This window comes from Thermofilum sp. (genome assembly GCF_038871435.1).
Lineage (GTDB): Archaea > Thermoproteota > Thermoprotei > Thermofilales > Thermofilaceae > Thermofilum > Thermofilum adornatum.
This window is the reverse complement of record NZ_JAVZIC010000001.1, coordinates 360,654-386,794: the sequence shown is the minus strand read 5'-3', so window position 1 is coordinate 386,794 and position 26,141 is coordinate 360,654. Positions and strand designations below refer to the sequence as shown.

Annotated in this window: 22 protein-coding genes; 11 read left to right on the top strand and 11 right to left on the bottom strand. The window is 47.7% G+C overall.

Annotated elements, in window-relative coordinates; genetic code table 11:
• Positions 1 to 3: 3 nt before the first annotated feature.
• Entirely contained in the window at positions 4 to 609 is a 606-nt protein-coding gene (locus tag QXT17_RS02060; RefSeq protein ID WP_020962506.1) for a hypothetical protein, read from the top strand.
• Here the strand turns inward: QXT17_RS02060 and QXT17_RS02055 are convergent.
• From QXT17_RS02055 to QXT17_RS02035, 5 genes are all read right to left on the bottom strand, one after another.
• Positions 606 to 2,507, bottom strand: a complete 1,902-nt coding sequence (locus tag QXT17_RS02055) for an ArsR family transcriptional regulator (RefSeq protein WP_187147064.1) — start codon at positions 2,505 to 2,507, stop codon at positions 606 to 608. The genes QXT17_RS02060 and QXT17_RS02055 overlap by 4 nt on opposite strands.
• A 67-nt stretch (positions 2,508 to 2,574) precedes the next feature.
• Positions 2,575 to 4,497 (bottom strand): arginine--tRNA ligase, encoded by a 1,923-nt coding sequence (locus tag QXT17_RS02050; RefSeq protein ID WP_342784480.1) that lies wholly within the window; start codon positions 4,495 to 4,497, stop codon positions 2,575 to 2,577.
• Positions 4,498 to 4,588: 91 nt separating this feature from the next.
• Positions 4,589 to 5,101, bottom strand: a complete 513-nt coding sequence (locus QXT17_RS02045) for an HIT domain-containing protein (protein ID WP_020962509.1) — start codon at positions 5,099 to 5,101, stop codon at positions 4,589 to 4,591.
• Between the two features lie 33 nt (positions 5,102 to 5,134).
• The gene (locus QXT17_RS02040) at positions 5,135 to 6,601 is read right to left on the bottom strand and encodes a DUF402 domain-containing protein (RefSeq protein ID WP_020962510.1); all 1,467 of its coding nucleotides are present in this window, start codon (positions 6,599 to 6,601) and stop codon (positions 5,135 to 5,137) included.
• A gap of 3 nt (positions 6,602 to 6,604) precedes the next feature.
• A complete protein-coding gene (locus QXT17_RS02035; protein ID WP_342814510.1) occupies positions 6,605 to 6,970 on the bottom strand; it encodes a ribonuclease P in 366 nt (121 codons plus the stop codon).
• 15 nt (positions 6,971 to 6,985) lie between these two features.
• Between QXT17_RS02035 and QXT17_RS02030 the strand changes: the two genes are divergently transcribed.
• Positions 6,986 to 7,672 carry a hypothetical protein gene (locus QXT17_RS02030; RefSeq protein WP_020962512.1) on the top strand — a complete coding sequence of 229 codons (687 nt, stop codon included), beginning with the start codon at positions 6,986 to 6,988 and terminating at the stop codon, positions 7,670 to 7,672.
• The gene (locus QXT17_RS02025; RefSeq protein ID WP_342784478.1) at positions 7,673 to 8,731 is read left to right on the top strand and encodes a hypothetical protein; all 1,059 of its coding nucleotides are present in this window, start codon (positions 7,673 to 7,675) and stop codon (positions 8,729 to 8,731) included.
• Positions 8,732 to 8,766: 35 nt separating this feature from the next.
• On the opposite strand, the gene QXT17_RS02020 is transcribed toward QXT17_RS02025, so the two are convergent.
• The 3 genes from QXT17_RS02020 to QXT17_RS02010 are packed head-to-tail and all read right to left on the bottom strand — an operon-like array spanning position 8,767 to position 10,514.
• On the bottom strand, positions 8,767 to 9,765 hold the full coding sequence (locus QXT17_RS02020; RefSeq protein WP_020962514.1) for a methyltransferase: 999 nt from the start codon (positions 9,763 to 9,765) through the stop codon (positions 8,767 to 8,769).
• On the bottom strand, positions 9,762 to 10,106 hold the full coding sequence (locus QXT17_RS02015) for a hypothetical protein (RefSeq protein WP_020962515.1): 345 nt from the start codon (positions 10,104 to 10,106) through the stop codon (positions 9,762 to 9,764). Before QXT17_RS02015 ends, QXT17_RS02020 begins: the two co-directional genes overlap by 4 nt.
• Before the next feature lie 51 nt (positions 10,107 to 10,157).
• Positions 10,158 to 10,514, bottom strand: a complete 357-nt coding sequence (locus QXT17_RS02010; RefSeq protein WP_052885514.1) for a hypothetical protein — start codon at positions 10,512 to 10,514, stop codon at positions 10,158 to 10,160.
• A gap of 150 nt (positions 10,515 to 10,664) precedes the next feature.
• Here QXT17_RS02010 and QXT17_RS02005 point away from each other — a divergent pair, with 150 nt between their 5' ends.
• The 3 genes from QXT17_RS02005 (at position 10,665) to QXT17_RS01995 (ending at position 15,052) form a co-directional block, all read left to right on the top strand.
• Positions 10,665 to 10,910 carry a hypothetical protein gene (locus QXT17_RS02005; RefSeq protein ID WP_020962517.1) on the top strand — a complete coding sequence of 82 codons (246 nt, stop codon included), beginning with the start codon at positions 10,665 to 10,667 and terminating at the stop codon, positions 10,908 to 10,910.
• A gap of 44 nt (positions 10,911 to 10,954) precedes the next feature.
• Positions 10,955 to 13,882 carry a leucine--tRNA ligase gene (gene leuS / locus QXT17_RS02000; protein ID WP_342814511.1) on the top strand — a complete coding sequence of 976 codons (2,928 nt, stop codon included), beginning with the start codon at positions 10,955 to 10,957 and terminating at the stop codon, positions 13,880 to 13,882.
• A gap of 138 nt (positions 13,883 to 14,020) precedes the next feature.
• Positions 14,021 to 15,052 carry a hypothetical protein gene (locus QXT17_RS01995; protein ID WP_052887265.1) on the top strand — a complete coding sequence of 344 codons (1,032 nt, stop codon included), beginning with the start codon at positions 14,021 to 14,023 and terminating at the stop codon, positions 15,050 to 15,052.
• 245 nt (positions 15,053 to 15,297) lie between these two features.
• Here the strand turns inward: QXT17_RS01995 and QXT17_RS01990 are convergent, their stop codons facing one another.
• A complete protein-coding gene (locus tag QXT17_RS01990; RefSeq protein ID WP_052885650.1) occupies positions 15,298 to 16,440 on the bottom strand; it encodes a tryptophan--tRNA ligase in 1,143 nt (380 codons plus the stop codon).
• Positions 16,441 to 17,004: 564 nt separating this feature from the next.
• Here QXT17_RS01990 and ppsA point away from each other — a divergent pair.
• Positions 17,005 to 19,485 carry a phosphoenolpyruvate synthase gene (gene ppsA / locus QXT17_RS01985; RefSeq protein ID WP_342783426.1) on the top strand — a complete coding sequence of 827 codons (2,481 nt, stop codon included), beginning with the start codon at positions 17,005 to 17,007 and terminating at the stop codon, positions 19,483 to 19,485.
• Positions 19,486 to 19,504: 19 nt separating this feature from the next.
• Here the strand turns inward: ppsA and QXT17_RS01980 are convergent, their stop codons facing one another.
• Together QXT17_RS01980 and QXT17_RS01975 are read right to left on the bottom strand one after the other, a co-directional pair.
• A complete protein-coding gene (locus tag QXT17_RS01980) occupies positions 19,505 to 20,026 on the bottom strand; it encodes a hydrogenase maturation protease (protein WP_342814512.1) in 522 nt (173 codons plus the stop codon).
• Positions 20,023 to 20,700: a hypothetical protein gene (locus QXT17_RS01975; protein WP_342783425.1), complete on the bottom strand. Its 678-nt coding sequence runs from the start codon at positions 20,698 to 20,700 to the stop codon at positions 20,023 to 20,025. Before QXT17_RS01975 ends, QXT17_RS01980 begins: the two co-directional genes overlap by 4 nt.
• A gap of 238 nt (positions 20,701 to 20,938) precedes the next feature.
• Here QXT17_RS01975 and QXT17_RS01970 point away from each other — a divergent pair, with 238 nt between their 5' ends.
• Genes QXT17_RS01970 through QXT17_RS01955 form a run of 4 tightly spaced genes read left to right on the top strand, consistent with a single transcriptional unit; the run spans position 20,939 to position 26,131 of the window.
• Positions 20,939 to 22,195, top strand: a complete 1,257-nt coding sequence (locus QXT17_RS01970) for a hyaluronate lyase (RefSeq protein WP_342783731.1) — start codon at positions 20,939 to 20,941, stop codon at positions 22,193 to 22,195.
• A 7-nt stretch (positions 22,196 to 22,202) separates the two neighbouring features.
• Positions 22,203 to 23,993 (top strand): nickel-dependent hydrogenase large subunit, encoded by a 1,791-nt coding sequence (locus QXT17_RS01965; RefSeq protein WP_342783398.1) that lies wholly within the window; start codon positions 22,203 to 22,205, stop codon positions 23,991 to 23,993.
• Positions 23,994 to 24,002: 9 nt separating this feature from the next.
• The gene (locus QXT17_RS01960; RefSeq protein WP_342783399.1) at positions 24,003 to 24,794 is read left to right on the top strand and encodes a hypothetical protein; all 792 of its coding nucleotides are present in this window, start codon (positions 24,003 to 24,005) and stop codon (positions 24,792 to 24,794) included.
• On the top strand, positions 24,791 to 26,131 hold the full coding sequence (locus tag QXT17_RS01955; RefSeq protein WP_342783400.1) for a (Fe-S)-binding protein: 1,341 nt from the start codon (positions 24,791 to 24,793) through the stop codon (positions 26,129 to 26,131). Before QXT17_RS01960 ends, QXT17_RS01955 begins: the two co-directional genes overlap by 4 nt.
• Positions 26,132 to 26,141 lie beyond the last annotated feature (10 nt).

Below are 26,141 nucleotides of genomic sequence, written 5' to 3'. Positions count from 1 at the left end.
TAGATGTTTCTCGAAAAGTTATCACGAATATTTTCTGTTTTTTCTTTTAACAGGATATACATAGTCTACTCAAACACTGCTGTCACCGCTCCAGTTTTTACGCCTGAATCCATGGCTACAGCCGGAGGGAGGATGGACGTCGTAGCCAGGTCCATTCTCTATGCATTATATGACCAAATAGAGCAACGCGGAGACACGCTCTTCATAGGACTTCTAAATGGATCACCGAGGCCTCCAGTAGCTCTCTATGCGTGGAGATTGTCCTTGCAAAACAGGTCAGAGCTTGAGGTTGGCGAAGCTATACGTAGGGCTCTCTCGGGCGAGAGGCTGGACGGCATAGAGGTGGAGAACGGCGCCAGAATCACAGATATCCTTGAGACCGTGAGGAAAACACACAGGGTATACCTCCTAGACGAGTCTGGCATGCATTTTTCCCATTTTACATTTACAGGGAAGAACGCTTTTATTCTTGGGGATCACATTGGGATTCCTGCTTGGATAATATCCTCTATTGAGAACATGCTGGACGGCGCGGTTAGCCTAGGAAAGAAGCCTTACCTTACTAGCCACTGTATAGCTTTTCTCAATGAGCTTATGGATCGAGCTTAGCTTGAGGTAAATCCAGCCTCGGCGAATATTTCCTCTATCTTCCTTGGGGAGGGTCTAGAGGCGAGGGCATTTATAGATACTTCATCTAGTGTTTTCTGTGGATCGTAGTAGAGGACTAGTCGTTTCAGCTCTTCCATATTGTTCGAGTAGCATCGGGGACATTGTGATGTCTTTACTTGGGAGACTTCGCCACAGTTGAGACACATGTAAAGATTTGCCCTGGTCACTGTGAATCCTCGCAGACCTACCCTGTATAGTTGCTTTAATGCCAGGGAGAGGTCTGCTGGAGTAATGCTTTTCACGACTATTTCTGGAACGCTGACGAGTCCTCTGGATGCGTGGAGTTCTCCCTCAAGTCTAAGATTGTTTGCGATGCTTCTTTTTAGATTGTCACTGTAGATAAACGGGGAAAAATTATTCACGTATTCTGGATACATTGTTCTCCAGGCCCTGGCTACTATATGTATATTTCTGTTTGGACTGAAGTAGACGTTTAAAGTGTCTTGACTGTATTCCTTGCTCAGCTTTGTCACTTCTTCTATGAATCCTCTTGCTGAGACGAGAAGTCTCTCTAAATAGGACGGTGTTCCCCAAGACTCTATGTAGGCTGGCTGGCTCTGGAGAAGGGTTGGTTCGTACCCGGGGTATGAAAACTGGAAGGCATAGCTTGGAGTATCCTTTAAGACTTCGCCTATTAGCCTTACGACTCCCGCGCCCCGTCTCTGAAGATTCTCAAACAGCCGAGCAGAGCTCCTATAAACATCGAGCAGGATGTCTAGTGGGTCTATATTGGTGTCCTTAGATCTGTACAATGTAGGTAACAGGATGCTTATGCTTCCAGCCAGTGCTAGGGGTCTATCTATGTTTGGGACAAGAAAGAAGTCCCCTGCCAATACTTTGTCTTCAAATGTGAAGACCAAAGGTACGCCAAGGTTAATAAGTCTGGTAATGTTCTTTAGGTCTTCCTGGCAAACTGAGTCAGGTTTGTTGACATAAACAGACACTAGGAAATTGTTGGGCGGGAGTTGTCCTAGCCTTAATAGTTCTATTAGGACTCTGCTTGGCTCTCCGCTAAGAGTTATGGACAAGGTCAGCTTAGTGATGCTTGCCAAAACCTCTAGTATCCTAATGGAGTCACTGTTCACATTGTCGTCAAGCCTGACAATTACGCCTCGAACCTTTTTACTCAACTTTACAAGTTTTCTGAGGGATTCGGTGGATGATATCGGGAGATATATGGCCTGTATTCCTGTTACCCAGTTCACATCGAAAAGGGCTATACCGCTTGCTAGGGGTTCTAGGAGCCCGACTTCTGCCAAAAGATTGGTGTCAATACTGTTTCCCGGGAAGGATTCCTCGTTCCCGATCGATATGTGGATGTCGATGTTTTCACGTAGACAGTTACTCGTCATACATTTCTCGAGGAGGAAGAGTTTAACAATGTTCTCGGGTACAAGTGTCGAGCCGAGCTTTTCGTCGACAAGTGAATATGTATCGAGGAGTACTTTTCTCTTTGTGTCGCGCTTTATCCCAGGTCTGCAAACATTTTCTAGCAGGGTCTCCATATAAGTTTCGAGGGGGATTACTATCCCGTTTTCTAGGAGCACCGACCTGTATTCCGGCTCCTTAGATTTGACTAGGAGTTCATCTAGGTTTGCTAGGACTTTTTCCCCGAGATGAGTGAGACAGTAATACTCGTTTGACGAGTGTATGAGGCCAGCTTTCGACAATTGTTTAAGGTGAAAAGCTAGTTTCTCAGGTGTTATGTCTAGTTTTTCTGCTAGGTCGCTAAAACGCATATGTTTCTGGTCCCGCAGGACAAAAAGTATGCGTAACCTAACCTCGTTTGAAAGAGCCTTAAGTACCCCGGCAATTGATTCTGCGCCAGACAATGACACAGAGAAGATAATTGCTGAGGGGTTATTTAGGGGTTGCTTTCTCCCTGTTTTCCCGAGAAGTAATTAGTCACATTTTTGATGGTGGCTCTATCCCCAGCATGTTCAAGCCGTCCCTGACCACCGTACGCACCATGTATACGACTGCCAGCCTTGAGTTTTTCTTCTCGGGCGTAGGGGCTTTAAGCACTGGGTAGTGATCGTAATAGTAGTTGAACTCCGATGCAAGCGTGTTGAGGTAATTGGTTAATATGTCTGGCCTCAAGTTGTCAGCGGCCTGCTTAACAGCTTCTGGGAACTGTCCAAGGAGAAATATTAAGGCATGCTCCTCCTCACCCACCTCGGAGACGCTGAGGCTGTCAAGTGATATCCCCTCTTCTCTAGCTTTCTCAAGAATGCTGTTTGCACGGACATAGCTATACTGAACAAAGGGTCCACTGTTCTGCTCAAAGTTGAGTATTCTATCCCAGTCAAATGTGAGAACCTTGTTCGGGGAGGTGCTAAGGAAGAAAAACTTCAAAGCGCCAAGCCCAACTTTCTCGGCGTCTTCTTCTCTGCCTATCCCCCTCTTCTTTATCTCTGCCTTTGCCCTGGAGACAGCCTCTTCAAGCACATCGTCTGCTGCAACATATACGCCTTTCCTGCTCGTCATTCTTGTACCAGGCAAGTTGACCATCTCATAGGAATAATGTATAAGCCTCTCGCCAATGTCTCTGTAGCCAAGAACATATAGGGCTAGCCTGAGCTGTGCCTGTGCAAGGGTCTGTTGGACGGCAATCACATTTATGACTCTGTCTGCCTTGGAAAGCTTCCAGATTGAGTAAGCAATGTCACGCGTAGTATACAGTGTTGTTCCGTCAGACCTTATAAGTGTCATTGGTGTAATGTCAAGGCCTTTAGGTATCCCAGCACGGCTTCTAGCTTCCTCAGACTCTGCTACCAGGTCAGCCCTAAATACGAGAGCGCCATCTTTTCGCTCGACGTAACCGCTGTCTCTAAGTTTTTCCAAGACGTCCTCCGTAAGACCGCTCCAAACAGTTATCTCGCTTTCCCAGTCCCAGCTGTCAAAAAATATGCCGAGCCTGTTCAGTGTTTCACGGATACCATCCATACAGTAGCTGATCATTCCGCGTACAAGTCTTATTGCTTCTCTATCGCCTTTCTCGTACCCCCTGTTCAGCCTCCTTATCTCCTCTTCAGGATCCTCTACATTATTCACCCAGGACGAGAGTTTTTCGAAGGCATCTGGTAGCCTTTCTGCATATTCCTTCAGCCTCCACATGTAGTCGGAGATTTTCCTGTTTATTTCTGGCGCGGTGTTTTCGTCTGCCTTCTCGAGCTCTTTCTTGAGTTTCTTTATCTCGATCAAGAGGTTAATCATTGTATAGAGTGAGCCAACATAATGGTCCCTCTTCATTGAAGACTTCGCGGTTTCGGCGACCCTGTAAGCCATAGCGGCGTAGGCAACCTGTAACCCTACGTCATCAATGTAGAAGTGTGTCTTGACATTGTGCCCCCTACTCTTGAGAAGCCTTGCAATAGTGTCGCCCAGTACACCGTTTCTCAGATGGCCGATATGCAGTGGGTGGATAGGGTTAGCACTTACATGTTCTACGATAATTTTCCGGGTCTCAGTAGAAGGTACACTGCCATAGGAGTCTCCAAGCCTAGTAACAGAGTTGAAAACTATCTCCGCGTACCTCTTCTCGTCAATGACAATGTTAAGGAAACCATTAACAACACTGCTACTCTTGACAAGCCCCGAAGGCTTATAGCCCGACAAAACAGATACAAGTTCCTCAAACTTCACACCGGAAGTCCTAGCAAGCTTCGAAACAGGCACGGCTAAGTCTCCGTACTCTCTTCGTGTCGCTTGTAGCTCTACGGCGTCAGGAGGAATGTTCAGCCCGTTAGTCTTAAAGAAACCTATGAGAGTCTCCCTGACACTTGTAACAAGCCATTCATAGGGGTTATGTATGATTGCCTCCGGCAAATCTATCTCCCAGCAAAACATACTTGGTACACATAAAAAGATTAGCTCTATGCGCTTCCGGCTGAAAGTATACACTATTGAGCTTAGAGCTTTAATGCATTGTTTCAAATGTTTTGAATATCTCTACGTGTTTTATGAGCTTCCTATATGTGTCTTTCAGTGCCTCTGGAATGACTTTTGTATCTGCAATTACAGGCATAAAGTTCGTGTCGCCGTTCCAGCGTGGCACGACATGTATGTGTAGGTGGCTTTCTAGACCGGCGCCAGCTACCCTGCCAAGGTTTACCCCAATGTTGAAACCGTCTGGCGAGAAGGCTCTCTTAATAACCTCGATCGACTGTACTAGGGCTTTTGAGAGTGCTAGAAGTTCCTCGTCGCTTAGCTGTGCAAAGTCGGCGACGTGTCTGTTTGGGGCTATTAAGAGATGGCCCGTGTTGTAGGGGAACTTGTTCATCAGGATGATTACATGTTTGCCTTTATATAGGACGAGGTTTTCCTCGAGGTTATCGGATTTTGTAGCGTTACATATGAAGCATCCTTGTTCCTTGCCGACTTTCGCGTATTCAATGTACGCCATGCGCCAGGGAGCAAATAGCGTGTCCATACGTATTACTTGGGTAGACAATCTATAAAAATTTTAGAGCATCTTGTCTACTTCTGTCCCAAAGATGGATGACTGGAGTCTCCTAGCCTCAGCCACTATTTCCTCACTGTTTTTCTCCCCCAGTATGCCGGCCACCTTTTCTGCAAACAATTTATACTTCTCGGCTAGGCTACGTGGAAGAATTTCATATTCGACAAGCTCTTGGAATTCTTCTTGATCAGTGACTTGTACGCCTTCCATAGGCGAATACGTAACGTCCATTGCTAGGTCAACGTATTTCAGGCCTGGGGGCTGGAATGCAAAGAAAACAGGAGTGTTGAGGTTCACATATATTCCCTTTAGCTCCCCCGTGGGGGAATAATAGAAGTGGATAATAGTGCGAGCAAAGAGCCAGGTATAGGATACTATCTGGTCTCCCTCCTCGCGGCGGATATTCTTGAACCCGTCATAAGTCCCCTGGGAAGAGCTCTGGCGTCTCAACTGGACATATCCAGGGCTCCGAATCTCTGCAACCGCGCTCCACACGTGTCCCTGCCCTGTCAGTTTTTTATGGAAGATGCTTACCCTAGAGCCGTGGAGCTTAGCGAATTCTTCCATAATAGCCTCTAGGACTTTTTCGCGGGAAAAACAGCGGCCGCTCAGGACATTCTTCTCAGCGAAGTCTATCTTATGGCTCAACTCCTCTATGCCTAGGCTCTTCAACAAGTGGTGGAAAGGAATAGTAGTGAAGTAACGTTCACGAATGGTGTCAAACTTTAAAGCGGTGTCTGGAGGTATCTCGACGAGTGCTAGGGATTCTCCAACCATTACAGGTCCGATGCTTTGGGGCTTGAACACGTTGAGAAATTCTGTGGCCTTTTTCAGGAGTTCTTTGATTTCCCTCCCAACATCCAGTATATTCGCGTTCTTGGCGGCGCTCCTAAAATGTACACCCCAGCCCTGTGGAACCTCGTTCATGGCTAGGGTCAGTAGCTGTAATCTAAGCTCTGCATCCCTTATGTGCTCGCTTGTGTTGTGTCTCTCAAATTGTATGAGTCTCACGTATCGGCCAGTCAACGCCGCGCCCTCCTTGAGTAGAGGTGCTTCCGGCGAAGCCCTGGTCACGTGTGCTAATAGGAGATCCCCCTCAGAGTGGCTGTTGCGAAGTTTTACTGTACAGAACCTGCCAGGCATGTACTCTGCAAGCCAGATGTCCCCGTCTACCCTCTCAACTAGTCTGACGACATACATGGAGTATGGACCCACAGGCACATAGCCAACAATAAGGTCAGGGATTATACTTCTCAACAGGAATACAACCTTCGCCAAAAGCTCCGGGTCGCCCAGGATTATGAGCCCAGACCTGTCGTCCTGGTCCTTGATCGTCAATAGTACCTCGCTATGTTTCTTTAGCGCCGGAAACCTCTCCTGTATATCTATACTTACATCTGCAAATCTGTAGCCAGCCTCGTCGAGCAGACCTGTAACTGCAGTAGCATAAATACCTCTAACTCTTATCAACTATTAGTCACCTCTGTCACCATAAAAGATGTGCCACGGCTTGGGAAGCACGTCTTTCCATTTGAGGGGGTATCTCCTCACGTAGCCGCACCTCAGGCATGTAACGACAATGTATTTCATTTTTCCGCGGTTTTTAACTCTAACCCGCATTGTTTCTCCGGGGACAAGGAAGCTCCCGCATTTACGGCAAACTTGGGCTTTCAATGTGTCTGGGTATGGTATCTGTGCCTTCTTGCATATGGCCATTGCTATTTTTCCATAGCGGTGTGCCAGCTCGGGCTCGGTCGGGTAGACCATTTCTGCAAATCTGAGTAGCCGTTCGATTCTTTGACGTGCCAAATCCTTTATTTCGTGCCTCTTTCTATACATTACGGAGTGAGATATATGGACAGACTGTTATTAATATTAGCCGACGCTGGGCTAGAACTTGTTCCTCCTGAGATCAGCAGACATCCAGCTGTAGTCAATAATGCGAAGAGGAGGGGTAAGAAGCCAAAGGAAGTACTCCTAGATGTCTCGCTACACTATACAGCGATGAAGGCGCTCAAGGACAGGTGGAAAAGAGGAAGACCCGACATTGTCCACGTGTCCCTGCTTATAGCACAAGACTCCTTGCTGAATAAGCTCGGCCGGCTGGAAACGTATATACATACATATCAGGGAAAAGTCATAGAGATTTCTCCAGAAATGGTTGTGCCGAGAAACTATATAAGGTTCGTGGGGCTAGCCGAACAATTGCTCCTAGTTGGAAGAGTGCCTCCTGATACTGAAAAGCCTTTAGCTTATATCCATGGGAAAGCTCTGCGCGACCTCATCAAGGAGAAAGGGGTCTCCAAGACCTTTAGACTTGACGACAAAGCCGTAGCAGTTAAGCCCAGAAGTCTGGCAAAGATGATCGTAGAGGAGAAGTACCCGGCATTAATAATTGGTGCATTCCAGCATGGAGACTTTAGCGAAGAGGTGGAAAGCGTCGAAGCTGAGGTATACTCTATTTTTGATGAGCCCCTACCAGCTTGGAGTGTTTTGTCGCATGTCCTAGCACTAGTCACAGACGAGCTTGGGGTGCCATAGTTGAGGGTCTTAAACATAGACGAGGAAAGGGGGGAAATAGAGGTAGTTGTTGAGGTACTAGAGGACCTATATTTTCTCCACATGCTCCTCCAGAGGGGAGACACAGTCTATGGCTGGACCACTAGGCAGATGAAGGTCTCGAGGGGTGGAGGCGAAGAGAAGGGCGACAGGGTTCCAGTGTACATGGGTATAGAGGTCGAGAAAATTTCCTATGCAAAGTTCTCCGAGAAGCTACGTGTAACAGGCAAGGTCGTAGAGGCTCCGGAGGATTTTCACGCGAAGGGTAGCTACCACACGATACAGGTAGGAATCGGCGACAAGCTGAGAATAATAAAGAAGAACGGCATAGATAGCTTTACCAGAAACGTGCTGGAAAGATCCACGTCAAGTATCATGCGGGTATTGCTCGTTGCAGTGGGAGATGAAGAGATAACAGTAGGTCTTTTGTCTCCAGTGGGAATCGAGATAAAATCCACTATTCCTTACACGCCCAAGGGAGAGGGGAAAGAATCAAGCATAGAGGCACGCTACAAGGATCCAATTAAACAGATACTTGCCAGAGTAGTTTCGGTTGCGAAGACGGAAAAAATAGATGAAATAGTTGTAGCGGTTAACGAGAAGCTTTCGGCAGTAACGCAGAAAATACTTGACGAGCTAGGAGTCAAAGCTAAAATAGTTAAGGTAGCCGAGGGAGGAGAGTCAGGCATACATGAGATCCTCAGGAGAAGCGATCTAAGAGAAATGTTTAGAAGCATACGAGTAACTGCAGAAATAACAGAGCTTGAAAAGCTACTAGAGGAACTGTTCACGGGAAGCGAGAAAGTCGCCACGGGTTTAGCTCAGGTAGCTAGCGCTGCAGAATGGGGACTCGTAGAAAAAGTAATTGTAAACGACGAGCTGCTCTTCGGTGAGACACGCGACCAACTAATCGAAATGTTAGACAAGATATTTACCCGCAACGGAAAAGTAATAATTATACCAGAAGAAAGCGAAGCCGGTAAAAAACTCAAAAGCCTCGGTGGAATAATTGCAAAACTCTACTATGCTCCAACAACCTAACACTCATCCACAACGTTTGAGACAATTATACCATGTTATTTGGGCTGGAGCTTGTAGATGAAGCTTGTGAGACCGCCCTCGTATATCCTCCATGTCCCAGTAGTGTCGAAGCCCATGTTTCTGCTTATTTCCTCTACAAGCCTCCTATGTGTCGTCAAGACGACAAGTTTCCCATCCTCCTCCAGGTTATGTCTAGCAAGTCGGAACAATGCCTCATAGCTCCTCTTTAACCCGCCGACAGCCTTTTCCCTTATACCGAAGGGGGGATTTGTTACTATAGCGTCGACCGTGAAGTTTCTAACAGGTGCATGTCCGATGTCACAGGTGAAAAGTAGGAGAGTCTTGTTAATGCTTCTCGAGTTCTCTAAAGCTCCCCGAATAAAATCACTGTTAACGTCGCTACACAGAGCCTTTAGACCTGGGTCTACTGAGAGGCATTCGAGTGGTATTGTGCCGGAGCCACAGAAGGGGTCCCATAATTTCTCCCTTGGCGAGGCGATCCTACACATTGCATATGCGAGTACCGGGTTCAGTGCCGAGCGGTGTATATATCTACGGTAGGGCCTGTCTCTCAGGTTACCAGCGTGTGTCAGGTATACGCCGTACCTGTACCTGCCGGCCTCGTATTCAACGTAGAGGATTATGTCTGGGAAGTCCAGTGACACCTCTAGCCCTGTTTTTTCCTGTATGATTCTCCCAATCTTGGAGGCTATCTCTAGCGAAGTTGTTTCAATGTCCTTGGTTATTCTCTCGGCGCGAACTGAGAAGTACCTGTGCCATGCAATGAGCTCTTTGGCGTGCAAGGCCAGTTCCTCGCCTACCTCCTCGAGTCTATCAGCTTCGCCTAGGAGAAGGTACACGTTCTCTGCAGAGTGTATCCTAGTAATTATCTGTGCCAGGCAGTTCTCGGGTAGCTCAGCTGTTACTCTGCCCGAAGAGGAGGCTACATATGAATGGGCTTCTGGGCATAGCTCCCCGATTTCCTGTACTGCTATGTTCTCTATGCCTGGAACTGTTGTTACAAGTATTTTCAAGCCTCTTTCACCGCGTCCACAAAGACCTTGAAGAAGTATCTCCTTGCAAGAAGGAGCGCTCTCTCTCTGTCCAGTTTATTGAAGGTGTTTAACAAAGCGAGCGCAAAGTAGCCGGCGAGTAAACGGTAGACAATGTTGTCCAGTGTGCCAGGGGCAATAAAGATAGAGTCTGAGACAATGTCTACATATATTCCGTCATCGACTCTAAGCTTTTCTCTGGCGAGTTCGTCATTCCCGATCACTACTACGGCGTGTATTCTCGGGGACTCGAGTCCCTCCCTCAAAGAGATCTGCTCGGCTTGTCTCAGGGCCCTAGAGAGTACCTTTTCTATGTTTGTCATTAGGCCGTGTCTAATAAGAGAAAAATCCACTATATTATAAATTAAGCGTGTCTATGTGGCGACAGCCATTTTTTCAAGTATAAGGTTCAAGTCGTCAAGGCTCCTGAGTACGACCTTGTCATAGTTTTTTGCGAGTACCCAGAGGGGTGTGTCCCTCCTGACGGCGTACTTAACGCCATGCTTTGTCTTCCCGAGAACCTCTAGGTAGCCTTTCTCTCTTAGCTTTTCTAAGACGTCCTTTACAAGGGTGAGTACAACGGGCTGTGTTTCGATGTTGGCGAGGACGGCTATTTTCTTGGCATTAAATGTCACTAGGCTACCCCGAGACTTTTTGATCATGTCTAGTATTGTCTGAACCACTGTAACGCTAAACTCGTTATAGTTTCTATACAAGGGTACACGTATCACGAATAATTGTTGCAGGCAAGTATCTATACCACTTCCACTTACAAATGGGGCTTAAGATTAGCGTTAAACAAGCGTACTACGATTGGTTTTTCCTGTGGGGAGGGACACCTATAGGCTTATATTTTTCTGGGTGTATTATGAATGGTATCTATGTCTAAAAAACCTTACCCTCAAAACGACGACCTAGTAAATGCGATCCTGAAGGTTCTAAGCAAGGCATACACGATGACGCCGGACGAGTTTCCAGAGGCAGTAAAAAAGCAACTCGAAGAAGAGGGCTTTTACACGGGCCTGGTAACCACGAAGAGGATCTGGCAACTCTATGAGAAGCTCGTAAGGAACGGGCAGGCAGTTGATGTATTTGGGGTAGTTCAGGACCTGGGTCAGAGAGAGTAGGGAGCCCGAAAACTTAATAATTCTTTATAAATGTCTCTGCACTGGTGTCAATTATTGCTAGCAAGAGAATGGAGTTTCCAGAGGTAAACAAGGAGAGAAGGGATTTTCTGAAGTCGATAGAGGAGAAATGGCAGAAATTCTGGGAGCAAAACCGCGTCTTTGAGGCTGACCCAGATCCCTCAAGGCAAAAGTTCTTCGTGACATTCCCATACCCATACATAAACGCTTATCCCCATCTAGGCACGGGCTACACAGTCCTTAGGGTAGACATACTTGCCAGGTTCAAGAGGTTGCAGGGCTACAACGTGTTGTTCCCTCAGGGCTGGCACGCGACGGGTGGCCCAATAGTAGCGGCAGCGCTGAGGGTCAGGGAGGGAGACCCAAAACAGATAAACATTTTGAGGTCTCTAGGCATCCCTGAAGAGGAGATACCCAAGTTTAGGGATCCAGAGTATTGGGTCTACTTCTTCAAGAAGGAGTTCCGGAGAGACTTCCAGAGACTAGGCCTCAGCATTGACTGGAGACGCGAGTTCTTCACGACGAGGCTGAACCCGCCCTACAACAAGTTCATACAGTGGCAGTACACAGTTCTCAGGGAGAAGGGGCTCATAGCTAAGGGTAAACATCCCGTTGTGTGGTGTCCCAAGGAGCAGAAAGTTGTAGGAGACCACGACAGGCCCGATGAGTATGCAGGCATAGGGCCAACGGAAGTCGTGGTGATAAAGTTCAGAGGGGAAGACGGCTACGTATATCCGTGTCTCACCTACAGGCCTGAAACGGTTTTTGGTGCAGTTAACATCTGGGTTAACCCAGACGCGGAATACCTAATCGCAGAAGTCGATGGCGAGAAGTGGATTGTGGGCGAATATGGTGCAAGGGAGCTTGCCGACCAAGACCATAAAGTAAATGTTGTCGGAAGGATAAAGGGCGCCCAGCTCGTAGGTCACTTTGCGGTGAATCCAGTCACGGGGTGGAGGGTTCCAGTTCTCCCCGCGTTCTTTGTTGACGCCGACTTTGGTACTGGCGTCGTAATGTCTGTGCCGGCCCACGCGCCCTACGACTATGTCGGGCTGGAAGACCTCAAGGGGGATCCATACCTCCTCGAAAAGTATAACCTCGACCCCTCCATAATTGACGCTGTACAGCCAGTGAAGCTGATAGAAGTAGAAGACTATAAGGGTCTGCCGGCACAGGAAGCAGTCCAAGCCTTCAACGCGAAGACCCAGAGAGACATAGAGGCATTGGAGAAGGCGACAAAGGACGTTTATAGCAAGGAGTTCTACAAGGGCGTCCTTAAGCCGGAGATTTATGGCGCGAAGTGGGGAGGCAGAAAAGTCTATGAGGTAAAGGAAGAGATAATAAACTACCTGTCAGAGAAGGGCGTAGCTTTTAGACACTACACCCTGAGTAGTCCTGTCTATTGTAGGTGCGGGGCCAAGACGCATGTAAAACTTGTGAAGGATCAGTGGTTCCTTCGGTACAGTGACAAAGAGTGGAAGCAGAAGGCCCACGAGTGTATAGATCAGATGCGTTTTGTCCCCGAGGAGATCAGGCAGGAGTTTCACAGGCTTGTTGACTGGTACGAGGACTGGGCGTGTACACATGAGAGGGAGCTCGGCACGCCGTTGCCCTGGGATGAGAGGTGGGTTCTCGAGTCCCTTAGCGACTCGACAATATACATGGCCTACTATACAATAGCCAAGTACCTTCAGCACCCTGAAACGTATGGCATAGACTGGGATAGGCTCGGTAACAGTTTCTTTGACTACGTTTTTCTTGGCAAAGGTGATCCGGAAAAGGTAAGCGCGGAGACAGGCATCTCTAGGGAGCTCCTAGAAAAAATCAGGCAGGAGTTCCTCTATTGGTACCCCGTCGACATGAGGGTTTCGGGCAAAGACCTCCTGGGCAACCACCTTGTCTTCTTCATCATGCATCACGTTGCAGTATTTCCAAGGGACAAGTGGCCGAGAGGCATAGGGATAAACGGCTGGGTTCTCGTAGCGGGCAAAAAGATGTCCAAGTCTCTTGGAAACTATATACTCATAAGGGAAGCAGTAGACTACTGGGGTGCGGACGCTACAAGGTTCGCTGAAGCATACGCCGGGAACTCCGGTCTCGACGACGCAAACTTCGAGCCAGAGATGGCGAGCAAGGCTGTGGATCTCCTCTATGAATGGTACAAATTCGCAACCGAGAACTACGACAAGGGAGACGATGATTACAGGTTCATAGACAAGTGGTTTGAAAGTGTCATAAACGAGACAATCCTCAAGGTTGCAAGGGAATACGAACAAATAAATACAAAAAATGTCCTTGTCGAGGGCTTCTTTAACCTCCAAAACAGCTACAAGTGGTACATTAGGCGCAGGGGCGCCCCCAACAGGAGCCTACTCAAGAGATTCATTGAGACCCAGACACTTATCCTAGCTCCGATAACCCCACATATAGCGGAGGAGATTTGGCAGGCAATAGGCAAACAGACATCCATATCCAAGGCCCAGTGGCCAAAAGTAACAGACCAAGACATAGACAAGCATGTCCAGAAAGCAGAGGCAGTAGTCATAAAGCTCCTAGAAGACCTCGACGAAGTAATCAGACTTAAAAAGAACAAGCCAAAAAGAGTAACAATAGTCCTCCCAGCCCCATGGAAATACGAGTTCCTAGATAAAGTGAACCAGGCATACAGGACAACAGGAAAGCTATCAGAAGCCATACAGCAAGCAACAAAAACACTAACCCCTGAGCAGAGAACAAAAATAGGAAAAATAATACCAATTATACACAAAAACCCAGAAATACTCGACCTCGCAACAAACCCGCAGCTAGAAACACAAGCACTAACAGACGCACTCCCCCTCATACAACAAACACTTGGCGCAGAGATCGTCATAGCTACAGAAGAACAACTACAAAACAATCCCAAAGCCGCCACATCCCTTCCTGCAAGACCAGCAATAATACTAGAAGAATAACTGCTATTGTTTAGCACGCAAACAACCTTACCGCCTTTTTACACGGGGTCAGTACCCGCCAGCTCTACACCTTGCGACGCGGTCAGCGCGCTTATCATTAAAAATAAATATGTCACAACTCCTTAAATAATACAGGACATGAAGAAACTGACGACTCTAATTATAGTGGTTCTATTGGCTTTAACCGCTGTTACTGTTGGCTTTGTGTATCGCTGGATCCCTTTTTATATTGATTATACTTATATTTTTCATGAAAGAGGGCAATCAGAGACAGATGCTAATATAACTACAGAAAGTATGAACAGCTATTATGAGCGACCGGAGAGCATTGTAGCCTTGTGCAAACCTGATTTCAAAGATCTGGGAAAAGGCCTCCAGTTAGAGTACGTCTTTGTCACACCCATATTTCTAGAAACTTCTGATGGTGATGTTTGGGTACCGGCTAATTCTTCAAAGTTACTCATACTAGCTAAGAAAGTTAACGGGTCTCTTTTTGAGGTTACCTTCATTCTCAGCGTAAAGGGAGAGGTTGTGGAGCCAAAGAATAAAAATAGAACTTTACTTTCATTAAATAGAAGCGTTCACATGTATTATATTCAGGGGGATGGTTATTACTTAATAAATGGCACTAACTTAGGCATGGTTTTTCCATTATTTGAATCTGAAAACATTAGAATGAGCTTTCTCTATGCTAGGCTCGGAGAGACACCAGCATTACGTGGTGAGCTGAGAAATGTTGTTTTTGAAAGAGTTGAGAGAGTCATTGTAGATTTTCAGGATGAGAAGATCATAAGTTTAACAAAAAACAGTCCAATGATGCTTTCTTTGAGAAATGAATCCCTTCGAGCAAATCTGGAGAACTACCTATCGTCAGCATACCGAGAAACAGAGCCTCTTAGAAGACTTACCTCTTGTCCCTCTATGTATATCCTGGAGAAATACCAATCGGACGAACCACCACTACTAGTAGCAGTAAATCTGCCCACAGGGATACCAACGTTTGTCTACATGAATGGATGTCCCAGGGTGCAGAAAGAGACAAGGGTTGTATGGAATAACATAGTAAGGGATTACTATTTACATAGCCCGCTAGCATGCTTGCTGGGGATTCGGTCTTTAGACTATGCAATTCAACTTGAAAGCATCTACAATAGCGCGCTTCGTGGCTGAAGGAAGGTTAGCTGTTTAAAGGCATGTTTTTACAAATAACCAAAAAAGAGTTTATGGTCAAGATTTTCTCAACACCGCTCGGAGGTACATACATGGTTTTATCTTGTTCCCAGTTCACGACTAACTTGGAGCGTGCTTGCTGTTTAAGTTTTTAACTAGTTTGTGCGGTTTTTTTATTGGCGGCGGATGACGTGAGCGTTGACTGCCGACAAAGTGAAGAAAAGGAGGTGAAGAGACGCCGCCGTTTACCTGAATTCCCAGTTCCACATTTCTTGGGCAAGCTTCCCGTCGTACATGTAGAGGTGTAGTTTTTCCTCTGCTCGCTTTACATTTGCTCTGTGTTGCTCGAGGAACCTGTTTATCCTCTGGACGAGCTCTAGCTTGCACTCGCCGCACATGAGTTTGCCCGTCTTGCAGGCCCAATATCTTTCCTCGAGCTTCTTGTCGTCCTCTTCAAAAAGTACGCTGTACCAGTGGAAGACTGTGCAGACTTCTGGGACTCCTCCTAATTTCCTCTGTTCCTCTATTGTCGCTCTGCCGCCAGTATAGGCATTCATTATCTTCTTCTTGACAACGTCGGGTGGATCATTCAGCAGTATGGCAGTTTCAGGCTGAGAGGCAGACATCTTCGTCTCTGGACCAGTGAGGCCCCAAACTAGTTTGGACAGTATTTCAGCGGTCTTATACCTTCCTAGCCTCGGCGCAATATCCCTCTGTAGCCTAAAGTAGGGGTCCTGGTCGATCCCGCACGGTATCAGGGGTCTCTTGTTCTCGAAAAGGGTGGGCACGATCTGAAGTGCAGGATAAAATATCAGCCCTATGCTCGTTTCTCCGTCGAAGCCGAAGACAGCCTTAGCCGTTGAAAAATTTATGAGTCTTGCAACCCTTACGGCGGCCCTGTACATTCGCGAGATGTACTCTGTATCCCTAAAGATGAATGTTCTGTCTGGGTCGAAGCCTAGGGCCGCTATGTTCAATATGTCCTGTCTCACGTATGGCTCAACTTCATCTAGGCTTTCAACCTTCTTTGCAAGGAATTTTTCCTCGTCTGGGATCTCTATATAAACATTCACATTGAACTTCTCTTGGAGCCACCTAGTAGCTACAAATGGTACAATGTGGGCAATATGCATAGGCGAGTTGCTCGGGGCACGTCCCGTATAAAGGAAGAATCCCCTTCCAGCTTCATAGTCGTCCAATACAAGCCCCAGATCCCTATGGGCAAAAAAGAACCCCCTACGCAGAAGCCAGTGGAGGCCACCAGCAAGCCTACCAATGCGCTCAACAAGCTCGGGTCCCAGCTTCTCGACTCCAAATTCTTCAATTAACTTGTCGTAGTCTATCTTTCCACGAGCTTCCCAGGGAGTAACACTATATCCACTCTCCATGAAAACCACCACCACAACGAGCAAGAAAAATTTAAGAATTATGCGTCCAATCTGGCTCAATACAAGCGCCCTCGCACAAGCCCCTTTCGGGGCACATCCGCTCATAGGGCGCAACCAAAAAGATTCAAAAATGACATAAAAACTCATCGCTACAGCAACCCCAAAGATGAAGAGCCGGTAAAATAGAAAAGAATAGAGCAGAAAAATTCTACATCCTGTAGACAGAATGGAGAGGATTATTTCCCATGTAAATCTCTGTCAAAAATTCTAATGTGAAAAATCAGCATTTACCAGAAGGTTCTGCGCAAAATTGCTTCTTCTCTTGTTTCTCTTCAAGAATATTTAATCCATCACCAAGAAAATGAGTAATGGTAAAAACATGGTTTTTACTTTTACGAAAGAAAGCATCAAGGAAAAATCATAGTTCAATAGTTCGGTATAGGTTTCTCTCTAAGTTATTAAAATTAGCCTAGCAAAGAAAAAACATGTTTCAAAGAAAAAGAAAATAATAACATTTATCTCACAACCTTTTTAAATCATATCGAAAATACATCCACGAGCAAAATGAGCGACAAATCAACCAAAATAATTTTGTGGTTTGAAGAGCTTAGAAAAGAAGACGTACCCATCGTTGGAGGCAAAAACGCAAACCTCGGAGAACTGATAAATGCAGGTATACCTGTGCCCCCAGGCTTCGCAGTAACAGCCTATGCCTACAAACGCTTTATCGAGGAAACAGGCATAAAAGACAAAGTATACGAGATCCTTAGAGAAAAAGTCCCGGCAGGCTCTGCAAAGCCCGAAGACTATGTTGAGGCAAGCAACGAAATCAGAAAACTAATCGAAAGCGTAAAGATGCCCAAAGACATTGAGGAGGAAATCAGAAAAGCCTATAGACAGCTAAGTCAGAGGGTTGGCAAAAAAGAAGAATTCGTAGCAGTCAGAAGCTCTGCTACAGCAGAAGACCTGCCAGACGCAAGCTTCGCTGGGCAACAAGAAACCTATCTAAATGTGAAGGGAGAAGACGACGTAATAGACAAGGTTAGGAAATGCTGGTCTTCCCTTTTCACCCCAAGGGCTATTTTCTACAGGGAAAGCAAAGGCTTCAAACACGAAAAGGTGCTGATCAGTGTCGCGGTTCAGAAAATGGTTAACTCTCGCACGGCAGGCGTAATGTTCACCCTTCACCCAGTTACAGGGGATCGGAGCAAAATCGTCATTGAGGGACACTGGGGACTAGGAGAAGCCGTAGTCAGTGGAAAAGTAACGCCGGACGAATGGGTAGTAGACAAAAACACTATGACCATCGTGGAGCGCAGAATAGTAGAGAAATTTAAGGAGCTAGTCAGAGACCCCCAGACTGGTCGCACAATCGAGAGAGAAATAGAGGAGGCCCGCCGCAAAGCCCCGTCACTAACAGATGAAGAAGTTCTCAGGCTAGCCGAGCTTGCAGTCAAAATCGAGAAACACTATGGCAGGCCAATGGACATAGAGTGGGCCGTTGACAGGGACATGAAGTTCCCAGAAAGCATATTCATAGTCCAAGCAAGACCTGAAACAGTCTGGAGCACCAAGGAGGCAAAGCCGCAAGAAACCGCGGTTAAAAGCCTCGCAGAAGCCAAGGCAGTCTTAAAAGGACTCCCGGCAAGCCCAGGAGTAGCCTACGGAAAAGCAAAGATCTGCCTGTCCCTCGAGGACGCAAAGACAAAGATGCAGCCAGGCGACATCCTAGTTACGACAATGACGGATCCTGACTGGGTCCCATACATGAAGATGGCCTCGGCAATTGTGACAGACGAGGGAGGAATGACGGCTCACGCCGCCATTGTTGGTAGGGAGCTAGGCATTCCTGTCATTGTTGGTACACGTGAGGCTACAAAGGTTCTCGTCGACGGGAAAGATTATACAGTTGATGCTCGTGCCGGTATAGTGTATGAGGGGAGAGTTGAGGAGCTTCTTGGCGGCAAGAAGGAGGAGAAGGCTGCCGTGGCGGCCGCGGCACCCATCGAAATTGTGTACAAACCTATCACTGGCACAAAGATCTACATGAATCTAGGTGTCCCCGAGAAAATTAAGGACTATAAGGACCTACCCTTTGACGGCATAGGGCTAATGCGTGTAGAATTTATCATGGCCAGCTACGTGGGCGAGCACCCACTCTATCTGCTTGAGACTGGCAGGGGAGACGTCTTAGTAAACAAGATGGCTGAAGGTATAGCGATGGTTGCTAGGGAGATTTACCCGAGGCCTGTCGTTGTTAGGTTCAGTGACTTTAAGACCAATGAGTACCGGCAGCTGAAGGGCGGAGAAAAGTATGAACCACAGGAGGACAACCCGATGCTCGGCTGGCGCGGTGTTAGCAGATACATTAGCCCGCAGTATGAGAAGGCCTTCAGGCTGGAGGTCAGGGCTATAAAGAAGGTTAGGGACGAGATGGGTCTCGGCAATGTGTGGGTAATGGCTCCATTCGTGAGGACCCTATGGGAGGCCGAGAAGTTCATTAAGCTGTTGGCCGAAGAAGGCCTGGAGAGTAGCCGCGATTTCAAGGTCTGGGCAATGGCAGAGGTGCCTAGCATCGTGTTCCTGGCCGAAGAGTTTTCAAGGTACTTCGACGGGTTCAGCATTGGATCGAACGACTTGACACAACTGACTCTCGGCACAGACAGGGACAGCGCTATCTTGCCGAAGATTGATCCAAGGTATTTCGACGAAAGAGACCCAGCCGTGAGGACAGCTATTGCAATGCTGATCGAGAAGGCTCACAAGTCTCCCTATGGCTACAGGACTGTGTCCATTTGTGGACAAGCGCCCAGCGTGTATCCAGAGTTTACCGAGTTCCTAGTGAGGCAGGGCATTGACAGCATCAGTGTGAACCCAGACGTCGTGGCTAAGACACGTGAGCTTGTTGCCTCGATTGAGCACAGGGTGTTGCTGGAGAAGAACCTCGGCATAGAGAGGTACGATGAGGACCTTGGCTGGCCAATGAGGAGGACTAGGAAGGGGCTAAAGAACATCTGGGCTAGAAGGGTAGACGAGGACCTATAACAATTTCTATATTTTTGTTTTACATTTTTAAAGTTTCCAGTATTTCTTTGAAGTTTGCTTCTACACAGTTACAGTCGATCTGCAGGTTTGCTGTCTCTGCGAGTTTTCCGCATATTTCTTTAATCTTTGAAATTGTTGTAGTTGATGGCGGATGTGCAAATTCAAGCGTTTCTGGTACAATTCCTATTAGTATTGCTTTTCCTTTGAATATTCCTGAGGAATAGGCCAGCAGGACAACGTCTGCTGGCGTTGGGTGATGTGAGGATAGTTCTCGCGAGAATGCTTTTGCCATTTCTTCTGGTGAGAGGCGTGTTGGGTCTAGCTGTAGCTGTATTATCTGTCCTGGCCGTCCATAAACTGGCTCCAGCGTGTCTATGAAAATGGCGAGATCTACGTTTTCGAGGTAGGTGGCGGCTGTGAACGCATCTAGTTCAAGGCTTATTGCTGGTGCTCCACAGTTTTTAAGTGCCTGTGCCGTTAGTGGTCCTATGGCGTCGTCTGCGAGCATAGTGTTTCCTATTCCTATTATTATAGTCTTCATTTTTGGCACTCTTCTTGTAAGATTCTATTTATGTCTTGTATGAGTTGCTCCTTGAGACCCTGCGTGGCGTCTTCCGGGGGCTCGTATTCTATGATTGATATTATTCGTCCGGGTGCTAGTACACGTAGTGCATCGAGCAAAGCGTCTATGTCTAGCGAGCCCTCCAACGATGCTCGTAGCATTTCGGCTGGGTTTTCCTGTGTCGCTTGAAGTGTGGTCTGCGCTGTGTAGATTCCGGGTGGGCGCTGGCGCCTCTTGGCCGTTACGATGATTATCTTGTCTGGTTTTTCTCTGGCGATTATGTCATTTACCGTGAGTGCGTCCGTCGAGAAATCTTCGACTGTGATGTTAGGGCATTCTTGGGCTTTTTGGAATGTGTATCCATATGTGTCGTATATGAGTTCTCCGGGCTCGCTTAGGTCGTAGAGGAACCCCACTAAGACCTTGGGGGGCCTGCTTAGAATTTTTTCAACTAGGTCTTGGTGACCAGTGTTCTTGAGTTCCTGTATCATGGTGGCTAGGTCGGGCTCTTTCGGAGAGTTTAAGGTGTATATTTTTTGTTCAAGCGGGTTTGGAGGTTGAGGAAAAAGTGATTCGATGAACTTGTTCCAGGAGGTGTATGCTCTCGCGGCGAGTTTGATTATGCGCATGTAGGTTTCCTCTTTATTGACCATACTATATTGATGTTTTACATCCTGTTTTAATTGTTGTTGTTCAAGAGTATTTTTAATTAACATATATAGATAAAGATATATACTTCCATCCACTGATAAAGATCATACTTATCTTTGTTTTATAGTTAAAAGTATAAGAAGATAAGATTTTTATGCATTAATTATCATGCTTTTTTCTTTTTTTAGATTTTTATAAAAATAAGTTTTTAATAATAGTTATTACAACTTACTTCTTGTTATGACAAACTTGCCAAATATTTCAAGAAGAGACTTTGTAAAGCTAGCAGGGAGTACAGCGTTCCTGGCTTCGCTTAACTGGGACGAGCTTGTTAGGCTCGCTGTAGCCCAGGCCCAGAGTGGCTCTATCAATATTGTGTGGTTTGAGGCCCAGGACTGCGCCGGCAATACAACTGCACTTATTCAGGCTACCGAGCCAGACCTCATCGATGTTCTTGGAGGATCTTTCCACTTGGTTGGACCCGGTAATGTGAAGCTTGCTTTCCACGAGACCGTGATGCCTGAGTGGGGCGAGGGTGCCCTAGATATCCTGCGTGCAGCGGTCGAAGGCAAGCTTGACCCATTTGTGCTGGTTTTGGAAGGGAGCTTCCCGCAGGACGAGAAGGCTGGCGGTCCTCCTGGGAGCGACTATTACTGTTATATCGGGGACGAGAATGGCAAGCCTATTTCCTGTGTTGAGTGGATGAGGCGCTTGTTGAAGCGTGCGGTCGCGGTCGTGGCTGTCGGGAACTGTGCCAGCTATGGTGGACTGGTGGCTAACAAGGTTATTGAGAGGGTGCAGGGTCTGCCACAGTCGAAGTGGTCTGATAGCCCGACTGGCGCTGTTGGTTTCTTTGATGATCCTATTAGGGGTATCAAGGGTCTAGTGAGTCAGTTGCCTGAAGCTGAGCCTTTCAGGAAGTTTATTAGTGGGCAGTGTAGCCTGAAGCCAGGAGAGATTAGGGGTGACTGCAGGCCAGCTGTTGCTGTGCCGGGGTGCCCGGCTAACGGGAACGGCCAATTGAGGACCCTAGCGGCGCTTGTGCTTTGGGCTAAGGGTCTCCTACCCCTGCCTGAACTGGACGTGTACTGGCGTCCAAAGTTTATATATGGGGCAACTGTCCACGAGCAGTGTCCACGTGCAGGTTCTTATGCGGCTGGCGACTTCAGGGCTTATCCAGGGGAGAACAGCTACAAGTGTCTATATGCAGTTGGATGCAAGGGGCCGATTTCTAACTGTCCGTGGAACAAGCTTGGCTGGGTTAACGGCGTAGGTGGACCAACGAGGACTGGTGGTGTGTGTATCGGGTGCACCATGCCAGGGTTTACAGATGCGTATGAGCCGTTCTATAAGCCTCTGCAGGCGCCAAGGGTTCCAAGCGGTCTAGAGGGTGCTGCTGCTGTCGCGGCTTTGCTAGCTGGTGTTGGGCTGGCTTATTGGACTAGTAAGAATATTGAGAAGAAAAAGGAAGAAGTTACTAAAGAGGTTAAGGGGTGAGGGGTAAATGAGTCAGAGGGAAATATTTATAGATCCAATTACGAGGATTGAGGGACACCTTGCTCTCAGGGCTCTAGTGGACACAGCTACCAGGAAGCCTAGCGACGTCTGGGTATTTGCGACGATGTTTAGGGGTTTTGAGGTGTTCTTGAGGGGGAGGCCTCCAGAGGACGCTATCCATATTACGTCTAGGATTTGTGGTGTGTGTGGAGCAAGCCATACAAACGCGTCTATGCACGCAGTGGACATGGCTTATGGTGTTGCACCCGAGCCCCTAGGCGTAGTACTGAGAAACATGGCTTTCGCAATGACCGATGCTCTGTATGACCACCCACTTATCTTGAATATGCTTGGCGGCCCCGACTACAGCGAGCTGATAGTGAAGAAGCTTACCCCCAGCGTGTGGGATGACGCACAGAAGACGGACGCGCCGCATAGGGACATCCACGGCTTCGCCAAGATATCAGACATAATGAGAGCACTCAATCCGGTTTCTGGCAAGATATGGCAACTAACAATGAAGTATTCGAGGATTGCGAGGGAAGCCGGCGTCCTGATCTATGGTCGCCACAGCCACCCCTCAACAGTTGTCCCAGGAGGCATAACGACAGATTTGACTAATGCAGAGTACCTGCTTGTTGGCTATACGTATAGGCTTACAAAGCTTACTGCTTGGGCCAAGTTCCTATACGCTGTGTGGCAGGATCTTGTATGGTTCTACGAGGAGAGACACGGCTACAGAGACCAGGGTCTAACCTACAGGAAACACAACATGGTAAGTGGCGGTCTCTTTGACGACCCAGAAGCCTACTCTTCTCTGGACGGATCTCCCGAAGACTTCTACAAGAATATTGACCAGGCCGCAAGCAAGCGTGAGATTAAGCCTGGAGCCTTCGTGAACGGCGAGCTTGTAACCAAGAGCTACAAGGAGATAAACCTGAGCATAATGGAGCATGTTGAGAGAGCGTTCTACGAGGACTGGAAAGGAGCCATGCCGATATACACAGAAAAGGATCCTGAGGGCAACCCGCTCCTATGGGGCAAGTACGACGTTGCCTATCACCCGTGGAACAAGACCACTATACCTAAGCCTACTGCCCGCGACTGGAACGGCAAGTACAACTGGGCTGCCCATGTCAGGTTTGTGTGGAAGGACGGCACAATAACGCCTTTCGAGGTTGGCCCAATAGCTAGGCTAACTGTGACAGCCTACCAGCCGAACAACTATGGAAGCGGAAACGGTGTACTCAAGGTAACCTTGCCTAGGAGCGGTGGTGCAGACGACCTGCCTGCGTCGGTTGTCGACGAGATGGATCTTGAATGGCGCGCGCCGCCCTACTCGACCACGCTTCAGAGAGTGTTGGCAAGGGCGTTCAACGTTGTGGTCGACGTTGCGTCTGCTTGGGATAACGTAGTGAAGGCTGTAGAGCTAGTCAGGAATGGTAGGGTGAAGACTTCCAGGCCATGGACTGCCCCATCTCGAAGAACCTTTGGTGTCGGCTTCACTGAGGCGCCCAGGGGCACTGTAAGGCACTGGGTAGTTCAGGAAGGAGGAAAGATTGTGAACTACCAGATCCACGCGCCGACTACGGGCAACGTGTCTCCGAAGGACAAGTGGGGTATGTCTCCCTTTGAGCAGAGCGTCGCCAACACAATAGTTACCGAGGAGGTCTCGCCAGATCAATGGGAAGGTGTGGACTTTGTCCGCGCTATTAGGAGTTTCGACCCTTGTATTGCATGTGCTGTTCACCTGCAGGTTGGCGAGAACAAGATAATCAAGAAGATGATAGTGAGGTGAAGGGACGTAATGGATCTGCTTGACCTAGCAATATATGTCTTGCCTCCCTATGTAGTTGCGGTCTTCTTGTTCGGCGTAGCCTACAGGCTGTCTAGGTATGTCTTCCTCTGGAAGCGCAAGCCCAGTGCGCCAAGGCGTCAGAAGTCGTTTGCTTCTTTGCTGGTCGGGCTTGTCAAGACGTTTCTGGATCCACTGATTATCGCGGCGCAGAAAAGGAAGGGGGACTTTATAGGTGGACTTATTGCTCTCCACATTGTTGGCGTGATTCCCTTGATTTTCCTGCTTGGCCAGCACGTTGCTATGTTTAGCTACTGGCTACCTTTCTACTCTCTCCTGAAGCCGTTCGCCATACCCACAAGCATTACTACTGGTTCTCAGAGCTTCTTTACAAATGTTCTTCCTGCCAGTAGCATGTCGTGGACTTTCGTGAACACCATTTGGGGTCCATTGACAATTATCCTCAACGGGGATCTGTTAGCCATACTGGCAATTATCGGTGTGTCATACAAGTTTGGCGACAAGATTGTACGAGCCTTGCACAAGTTGCCGCACCTGCGTCTAGGCGACTTTATAGACTTGTTCCTACTCCTAGCCATCCTCGTTTCAGGATTCCTTGCTACCCACCACTTGCCGACCCCCGACATTGCTACGTATAGGCTAGTCCTCGGGACACATATACTCCTAGCGGAGACACTTGTAGCTTACCTGCCGTTTTCGAAGTTCTGGCACTTCGTGTTTGGTTACTGGTATGGCAAGCTCCATGAATGGTACGACATCAAGTTTAACAGGGGGTCTTTATGAGCTGGGAACAGTTCAAAAAGGAAACGGTAAAAGTAGCGGCGAAAAAAACTGCATCCCATCTTACCCCGGTTTCACTGCACTTCCTTGAGAACTGTGTAGGATGTGCACTATGCGAAGTTAACTGTCCATTTACGCCTGTCGGGGAGGAATATGGGCCTGTAAGCAAGGCAGAGCCACTTAGACACGTTTTGCGGCAAGAGATAAATCTCTTGCCTAAGCTGTTCCCCTGGCTGTTTGATGGGAAGCTTCCCAAGAGCAAAGAAGAATTAGACAAGTGGGTTGACCTCGCCTATCACTGCACAAACTGTGGTCTCTGCTATATTACATGTCCATTCAGCATCCACAGCGGCGAAATGATTGCTCAGTTAAGGGGCTTCTTGGCTCAGACAGGGAGAGTTCCATCACTGCTCAAGCTAATGGTAGACGCTGAGACCAGCGGCATGTTCCTCGAGAATCCGGGCTTCAAACAGGTCTGGGACAATGTCATGTCACAGGTTCGCAACGTTGCAAACGTAGAGCTAGACAAGAAAGGAGCAAAATACCTCTATCTACCATCTCTTGCTGAAGCAATGATTACACCCGGCGCAGTAGTCTCAACTGCAAAGATATTGTCAAAACTTGGTATTGACTGGACGATGCCTAGTAAGCCTCTCTCTATTAGAGCACCCATCGGCAAGCTTGCAGGCGACCACGAGTCTACCATGATAATCGCGAAGAAGATATACGACTACATAAAGAACATTAATCCAGAGTACCTTGTCTTCAGTGACGGAGGGTATCCCTACACATTCTTCAGGTTCGAGCTTCCAGGAGTCGTCGGTGAGAAGCCAAGCTTCAAGGTACTGCACCTAGTTGAGATTCTTGTAGACGCCATTAACCAGGGCAAGCTCAAAGTTAAACAGACAAACGAGCGCATCACTTGGCACAGCCCATGCAAAATGGGTAGGTTTGGCGGTCTCATCGAGGAGCCTGCTGAAGTATTGTCAAAAGTTTCAACAAACTTCGTCAAGCTGAAGAGCCACGGATTGTTCAGTAAATGCTGTGGCGGAGGAAACTCTATCGCATGTATCGTGCCCCCAACCCAGGAAATGATGGAGAAATTGATGGGCATGAAGCTGGAGATTACGCCGACTGAGAAAAACTTTCTGGACAAACTCTACCGCGACATGTTGATTGCTGGCAGGGAAAAGGTGCAGGAGATAAAGGAGTCCGGCGCCACAGTTGTTAGCACAGCTTGTGTCGGATGCTTCCATACTCTAGGCTTTACTACTAAGGCTCATGGAGTCAACGTGACATTAAAGACTCTGGCTGAAGTTGTTGCAGAAAACCTAGAATAGGTTCCAAAAA